The organism is Paenibacillus sp. NPDC057934, from assembly GCF_042887565.1.
Lineage (GTDB): Bacteria > Bacillota > Bacilli > Paenibacillales > Paenibacillaceae > Paenibacillus_AQ.
In genome coordinates, this window is sequence record NZ_JBHVPB010000016.1 from 59,524 (window position 1) to 67,424 (window position 7,901).

At 37.8% G+C, this 7,901-nt stretch carries 7 protein-coding genes; all 7 read left to right on the forward strand.

Annotation, left to right across the window (positions count from 1 at the left end):
• Nucleotides 1-37 precede the first annotated feature (37 nt).
• The gene (locus ACFVRY_RS27420) at nucleotides 38-310 is read left to right on the forward strand and encodes a hypothetical protein (RefSeq protein ID WP_387503471.1); all 273 of its coding nucleotides are present in this window, start codon (nucleotides 38-40) and stop codon (nucleotides 308-310) included.
• A 428-nt stretch (nucleotides 311-738) separates the two neighbouring features.
• Nucleotides 739-924, forward strand: coding sequence for a discoidin domain-containing protein (locus ACFVRY_RS27425; protein ID WP_387503472.1), 186 nt, complete (start codon nucleotides 739-741; stop codon nucleotides 922-924).
• Between the two features lie 33 nt (nucleotides 925-957).
• A complete protein-coding gene (locus ACFVRY_RS27430; protein WP_387503473.1) occupies nucleotides 958-1,302 on the forward strand; it encodes a discoidin domain-containing protein in 345 nt (114 codons plus the stop codon).
• Nucleotides 1,303-1,551: 249 nt separating this feature from the next.
• Nucleotides 1,552-2,082 carry a hypothetical protein gene (locus ACFVRY_RS27435; RefSeq protein ID WP_387503474.1) on the forward strand — a complete coding sequence of 177 codons (531 nt, stop codon included), beginning with the start codon at nucleotides 1,552-1,554 and terminating at the stop codon, nucleotides 2,080-2,082.
• Nucleotides 2,083-2,097: 15 nt separating this feature from the next.
• Nucleotides 2,098-2,595: a hypothetical protein gene (locus ACFVRY_RS27440; RefSeq protein WP_387503475.1), complete on the forward strand. Its 498-nt coding sequence runs from the start codon at nucleotides 2,098-2,100 to the stop codon at nucleotides 2,593-2,595.
• Nucleotides 2,596-2,645: 50 nt separating this feature from the next.
• Nucleotides 2,646-7,163 (forward strand): RHS repeat domain-containing protein, encoded by a 4,518-nt coding sequence (locus tag ACFVRY_RS27445; protein WP_387503476.1) that lies wholly within the window; start codon nucleotides 2,646-2,648, stop codon nucleotides 7,161-7,163.
• A 14-nt stretch (nucleotides 7,164-7,177) separates the two neighbouring features.
• Entirely contained in the window at nucleotides 7,178-7,732 is a 555-nt protein-coding gene (locus ACFVRY_RS27450) for an RNA-binding protein (protein ID WP_387503477.1), read from the forward strand.
• Nucleotides 7,733-7,901: the final 169 nt, after the last annotated feature.

A 7,901-nucleotide genomic window follows, 5' to 3' on the forward strand; every position in this document is an offset into this window, starting at 1 on the left:
CAATTTTCTGGAATAAGCCAATTAATACATGTGACTGGTGGAGAGTTATATTCAGCAAGTACAAATAAAAGAAATAAAAGAATCCAGTGTGCAGTTGTATATTGATTTTATGGATACCCAGAACAGGATTGTAGGGGCTCATATTACAGAGAATAGTGCCACTGGGGAGTATGTGACTTTGAATATTAGGGAGAGCATTCCTGGGACTGCAACAACAGCCCGAGTCTACATTATTTTACGCTCGAAAAGTGCAGGAGCAATGGGTAATGTTGTTGTAGATAATGCCAGATTTGAGTATGTTACTAAGTGAAGTTTTAGATGAGGAAATGATGGGAAACGTAGATATAAAACGTCCTTCTATAGATCAACCCAATCGTAATTTGATTAAGTTTTGGGAATTGTAGACTAGAATGGGCGTGCATAGAAAAGTAAGACGATTATATTAATAGAGGATACTTGTAATAGTGAGAGTAAGTATAGCGATATTCACATTGATGCTCATATTTTTATTTAGAAGGTAATTATGTACATGCAGAACCCATTAAAGTCGAGGCTCTAAAAAATAACTCTACATATTATCAATATGTGGAAGGAACCAGCTGGTTGAACTATATCATGTCTTCACAAGATGTTACTTATTTTCGGTATGATTCTAATGGAAATAATCTTAGTAAGGTAAATTCGAAACATCAACCAGTATTTGCTTCACCTCAATTAAGTAATTGAGAGGCGTTTAAAATGGGTGATGACAATTTATCGACCGTCTGGTCCAGTGGAATTCATTATAGTTTGAACGCTGTAGAATGGGCTGCAATAGATTTTGGTGATAATCATTTAATTAGTGAAATTACTTTGACTCCGCGGCAAACTTTAAGTTTTCCAAAGGATTTCAAGATCCAGTACCGTAATGATACTATGACTTAGTTGGATATACCTGATCAATCGTACACTAATTACGTGAATAATGGATCGGTTCAACGCTTTACTTTTGATAGTTCTGTTATAGCCAGGTATATACAGGTTTATGCTACAAAGCTTGGTAAAGTTGATGTTGGAAATTATCTCTTTCAATTAATTGAAGTTAATTCCATTCTTACTAATATCGCGGCTTCGTCGAATTTAAAAGGATGGCCTGTCAGTCATGTATTAGACAATAACACCTCTTCCAATTGTTCAAGCCAGGGAAATAGTAGTGAGTCAGGTACGGAGTGGGTTGTCTTCAATTTAGAGAATATTGAGACCGTTGGCGGTATCAGATTAACACCAAGAGGCACTCTCGAATTTCCCAAATATTTTATCTAATGATATAAATTGGAGTGGCATTCCTAACCAATCTTATACCAACTATGTGAATAACGGATTAGAGAAGACCTTTAAATTTACAAGTCCAGTTGAGGCGAAATTCATACTTGTCTATGCGACTAAACTTGGCATGGATGATAGGGGGGCTATTTCCAATTAACTGGGTTTAAAGTTATCTCATCGTAGGTGATGAACAACCATTCATTTATTTCAACGTTAAAAAACTATATCCTTATTAAGGAGAACCTTGTGAAATCTAACATTTTTAAGAGCAAAATATTAATCTTACTATTATCTATTTCAGTCATCCTAGGTAATTTTCCGATCGACATCTCATCGGCTCAAGGTTTGGTTACGAATGAAGAGGCTACTCCAGTTAAAATACATCCCCGCGAAACTTCTTATCCTGAACCGATCCCAACCATTGCACCTACTGAATCAAATAATCGAGAGGATAGTTTTAATAAAAGCCCAATTTCTCCTGTTCAAACTAGAGAACTTTCTTCGAGCAAATCCTCATTGTTAGACGCACAAGATGTGCGTGTTAATTCTGCCCCGGCTCTGAAAATCATGGAAGATTCTAGTATTAGAATATTTTCTGAGCAATATGCCGCTCATTTTGGGGAGAAGGAACCTGTACTAAGTAAAGATCAGGTTAAGGAATTATTCTCAATGGGTGCGGAGTATATTGATATCTATGCAATTTCACTTCTACAGGATCTGTATCAGATACAACCCAAAGAACTGTTAACGCGTAAGCAGGCTAACAATCTTTCTTGACTAGATCTAGAAAAAATGCTTGACCAAGAGGCAGTGGATCGGGCAAGAGAGAATAATGTTAAGGAAGACGTATATGGAAAAGAAGCTCTTCAATTTCCGAGGTCTAATTTAACTCCATTTGCTATAAAGCCTACCGTTTCCGACACTGTCTATGAACAGAATGATGAAAACAATGGGGGAAAGGAGGCAATGGTTTCCTTCGCTACATTGAGTGCAACCATAAGCGACATTATTCAAGACAACACGATGGCCCAAATCAATCAAACCTTTAAGGAACAATACTCGGATCATTATGGTACTGCTGAGACTATCGATCCGGTTACAGGATCGCTTTCGTGGAAGGATAACCAAATCAGTCTTCCCGGTAGAGACGGACTTGATCTTAATATTGGCGTAATTTATAACTCAAACCAGACAAGTAGTGAAGCAAAGCACCTTATTATTTTTATGATGAAGGATACGCTTATAACGCTGTATCTGATTATAATTATGCATATAAGAAATACTATTTAGGTCGTGGTTGGTCCTTTCGATTTCCATCCATTGAAAAAGACGAATATACTATGGACGTTTTTTATTATCATGATGGTGAGGGAGGGGTCTATCATTCCAAGGAACTAAGAAATGATTATTATACTTTTAAATTAGAAAATTATCAGAAAGATGATATTTTAATTAAATATGATTATTGGAGTAGAACCTATGTAGTTGAACATGCTGATAAAAAGCAGGAATATTACAATTCTCAAGGTGAGTTGACTAAAATTGTTGACCGATTCGGGAATGAAATTCAGTTTAATTATGCAAATGTAGAAGATGCACACTCTTGGATCGGATCTCATCGTCTTCTTGAGAGTATTCATGATTCAATGGGTAGAAGGATCGCTTTTACTTATTCTCATCCAAATTTAAATAGCTATAAAGATGAGACCATTACGTTGACTCTTTTTAATGAAAATAATCAAGTGATCCAGAGGGTCATTTACACAAAGAATGGTAATACTTTTTTTGGGGGAGATGCACCGGTACTAAAGAAAATTGAAATAGAGAATGGTGATACAACATCATTTGAATATTCACCTTCAAAATTATTTTTTGATTTTTTTGATACTATTGGTTTAGCTTCCCCTGGCTGGAGATATGAGTATCCTTTAACCAATATAAAATATAATAATACATCCGAGACAAGTTACCTGTATGAGAGCGCCAGACACTCTATGAAAGATAGATCATATATTGATGAAAACCGTGTAAAAGAAAGATATGATGTGATCAATAAGAGTGGTATTACTGAAGAAAAAGTAAATCGCACAAGTTATACATATGAAGGAGAGTATACCGCGTACTTCTTACAACCTCCTCCTGGACCTGATCTTCCAGCAGGATACCGTTTCTCTACTTCAGTTAATACTTTAGATAAAACAGGCCAAGTGCTGAAAAGCACAACATCGACTTTTAATAATCAGAGAATTACAGAGTCCATCGAAACTAAAATACTTAGTGGTCCCCAATCGGGTGAACGAAAGAGTGAGTTATACTCAAATTTCCATCCCAATTTTAAATATACTCCAAGGACAATTGAGCAACGGGATTACAGTAGTGACGGGGATAATAGTCCCAATCAGTTGTTTACAGAAATAGAATATGACGATCAAGGGTATGTGATTGCGAAAACTGCACCTTTGAATCCAGCACAGCGAGCGAATACATCTTTAAAAGAGAAATATACTACCAGATACAGCTATGAGCCCAGATTCCATTTCTTATCCTCGCAGGCATGGTATCAAAATGAAGCTGACCCTGCGCCCAAAGTGGAGAACTACAGTTATACGGATCAAGGAAGAATGCAAAGCACAGTCAATGCATTGGGGGAAGTTAGTAGTTATACGTATGAAAAGGCTTCGGATGGAACAGGGAAATTGTGGAAGGCAACGGAAGAGAAGATTGCAGCAGGAAAGGTCTTTTCCAAAACGACCACCACGTACGGAACTGAAACGAAGTACGCTTATCCCACAAGCCAAGAGTTGTTTTTCAATAATGGTCAGAGTGGTCAGCAAATTGTGCTGAAGAAGATGGCTTATGATGTGGGCACGGGGCGTGTACTGAGCGAAAGTGTTGGTAGTGATGGCAATAACCAAACAACCTATTATGAATACGATGGAATCGGAAGACTGAAGAAAGTTACCTATCCAACCTTTACTAACCTAAATGGAGAAGCGTACAACGAAACTCAGGAGTATCAGTATGCTGATAATCAAGTTTCAACTAATTTTGATGCAATCAACGCGGGCACTCGTTCCCTTGCGGTAGATGATATCAAGACATTGACTCAGCTATCTACAGGGAGCACAATAAAAACCCATGGCATCACCTACTATAATGGTTTAGGACAATTGTTGCTAGAAAAACGCTATGATGAAAACCAAGGGAAATATACCAATACTCAGTACCACTATGATGAATGGCAACGTCCTGTATATTCTGTCGATGCCGCTGGGAATTTCATTACGGTTGGATATGATGCTTGGGATCAACAAAATCGAATGACTGATGCTTATGGAAATCAAAGTGTTTTAGATAGTAATACTAAGCTTAAAAAAAGCACTAGTTATCTAATTTCAGGGGATACTGGTGAGAAGCTGAATTATGCGGAACAAAGCTATGATCAGTGGGGAAACCTGCTCTCTAAGCTTACCTATAAAGATTGGCCGAATCAATCACAGCCTATCAATGAAACCTATAAGTATGATATTTTGGGTAACATGATCGCTTATACGGATCCGAAAAGGAACGTGAATGACGAGGGAGTTACTATCACCCATCGTTTTGATCCGCTGAAACGGCTCATTTCAGTCAAGGATGCATTAAATCAAACCACGAGTTATAGCTATGATGGTAATGGGAAAATTACAAACGTCAATGTGCAAGCTAAAGGGGGAACCTCCCAAGTTCTAAACAGCAAGGTCTATAATGAACTGGGACAGTTAAGCGAGAAGAAGGATGCTATCTCCAATAGTGAGAGCATACTGTATAACTCGCTGGGTCTGGCTGTGAGCAAAACGGACCGAAACGGGACCAAATACGGCTATCAATACGATGAGCGTCAGCAACTTATGTCTGTTCAATTGAATGGACTGATCGATAACGTCGCTCAAAGTCAGGAGATTCGCTCTATTTTTGGTGGAAATGGCCTGCGTACGCGAGTGACACAACAGTTTAAAAATGGAATTGAAGAATCAACAAAATCATTGACGGTAGATCCTCTAGGAAGGACAAGAGAAAATCTTTCAAAAGTAGGCAATCACTACGCGAATATTTTGAACAACATTGATAGTATTGACCGTATCACACAGATCAACGATGTATATCTTGGCTTTTACACGAATTATCAATATGATCGAACCCGCCTAGATAAAGTACAAACCAACGGGAATGCAGCACAAAATAGCGATGTATCGACCAATGTCCAGTACCGCTATTATGCAAATGGTCTGGTTCAATCTATCACATATCCAGCGTTAACAGATGGTAGTATCTTGCGCACGGAATACACTTACAATAAAGCGCTGAATTGGGTGGGAAGTGTAACCAATAAGAAGAACGAGAAGGTCCTGTCGGCGTTTAGTTATGGGTATGACAATAACGGAAATATTACCTCCGTGACGGAAACACGAAATGGAAACACTCAAACCACCACTTATGGATATGATGGACTGAACCGATTAATAAAGACGGCACGTGGAGGTTCGTCGGTCGATCAGGATTTGTACACGTATGATGTGAAAGGAAACCGCCTAACGCTGGAGAGCAGCAAGGACACTACAAATCTGTTTCAGGATACGAGCTACAGTTATGACTTACAGAACACGCTAACTTCGCTGACGAAAGGAAGTAGCAAAACAGACTTCACGTACTATGCAGATGGGTTGCGGTTCAAGAAAGTAACAGGAAATAATCAGACCCAGTACAACTACAATTTTAATGGTGAAGTGATTACGGAAGAGAAGCTTAGTGGAAGTAATATCATCCAAAAGTCCAACTACGTACGAGGGGATCGAGTACTAGTAAAGAAAGATAAAACCGCAGGTAAAGATTACTACTACCTCTACAACGGGCACGGCGATGTGGTGCAGATCGTTGACACCAGTGGAAATCCGATGAACAGCTATACTTATGACGAATGGGGGAATATCACCAGCCAAATTGAAGGGATATCAAATCCGTTTAAATACACTGGTGAGGTGTATGACGAAGAGACAGGGCTTTACTATCTCCGAGCGAGGTATTATGATCCGAGTATCGGGCGGTTTTTAAATGAGGATACGTATGAAGGGCAGATTGATAATCCGCTGAGTTTGAATTTGTATACGTATGTGGTTAATAATCCACTGATTTATAGTGACCCGAGTGGAAATGACCATCAATATAGTCAAAATCAATACAATTTTTTGATGGGATTATTAGAAAAGGGTTCCCTATCACAAGCAAGATGGGCTAATCAACAATTAAAAGATGGAAGATTATATATTGATAAAGCTAATCCTAGAGAGGTTCTGACCTTGTCGGAAGCAATAAGGGCAGATGCCAATGCTAGAGAAGACTACACATCAGAATTTATTATGGATACTGTTATTGGTGCTGGTGTAGATGGAATTGTAATAAAAAGTGGAAGTTCACTAGGGAAAGCCCTGATCTCAAAAGTTGGAAGGCTATTCACTAGAGAATCAGCTGTTGAAGTGGGTTTCATGGGAGGAAAGGCAGCGGAACAATACTTAGCAAGTACGCTGGGTTCTACTCAAACCCAGAAATTTTTTAGGACAACACTAGGAAGAAGATTTGTAGATGTTATGGATAATAGTGGTATAGCACATGAAAGTAAAGTTGGTGCTGTTTCATTGTCGGCTTTCGTCAAAAATCAAATATTGAAGGATGCTGAGTTAATAAGAACGGGAGAAATAAATGGTGCAGTTTGGCATTTTTATAAAAGCGGTGTAACAGGACAAGTAGGACCAAATCAATCAGTAATAAACTTTTTAAATGCTAATGGTATAAAATATGTAATTGAACAGGTATTTAAATAAAGGAGATGAGTTGAATGTATCCACTGATGCAACCTCCGCTTGTTATTGAGGAATATTCAAAATTAACAAAGAAAGAAGCACAGCAACATTTTGATTGGTTTATTTCTCAAATCCCTCAACGAATAGAGATATTGAAAAAACACTCTCAAGTGAATCTTAATCGAAGCCCTGAATCACTAATTCACATATGGGAATGGTTTCACAATAAAATTGAAATTGTTGATAAAACTGCTGAAGAATTAGAAGAAGAATTTAGGAGTACAAAGGATTGGCTAAAGAATTATATCCTTGTTCGTAAGATGAGCATGGTGTCACTCTCTATTATTTTAGATATTGCTATATATTTTGGAGAGGTAATTAGAGAGAATAATAGAGGCGTTTATTGGGAGGTTTTATTCAAACCTAAATCATATGTAAGTGTGAATCGCCCTATATTAGGCGGTTTTAGAGCTAAATCAATGGATGTTGTTCAAATTACTTCAAACAAGGCTATCCTTATCCAAGAAGGAGATAGTAACACTAACGCACTATACGATATTTATAATATTTGGACTAATGATTTTATCTAGAAACTAGGAATGTAAATATCTAAAAGCTACATGTACCCCACTCTTGAGATATGACTAAGAAAACCACATGCGAGTGAACTGCACCCCATTTGTTAGACACCATCTAACATTGGAGGTGCAGTTTTTCTGTGACTAAGTTTAGTATAGATGAAAAATTACAAGCAATAAT

Coding starts and splice junctions, on each gene's coding strand:
- ACFVRY_RS27425 (WP_387503472.1), top strand. CDS start 739: ATGGGTGATGACAATTTATCGACCGTCTGGTCCAGTGGAATTCATTAT.
- ACFVRY_RS27440 (WP_387503475.1), top strand. CDS start 2,098: ATGCTTGACCAAGAGGCAGTGGATCGGGCAAGAGAGAATAATGTTAAG.
- ACFVRY_RS27445 (WP_387503476.1), top strand. CDS start 2,646: ATGGACGTTTTTTATTATCATGATGGTGAGGGAGGGGTCTATCATTCC.
- ACFVRY_RS27450 (WP_387503477.1), top strand. CDS start 7,178: ATGTATCCACTGATGCAACCTCCGCTTGTTATTGAGGAATATTCAAAA.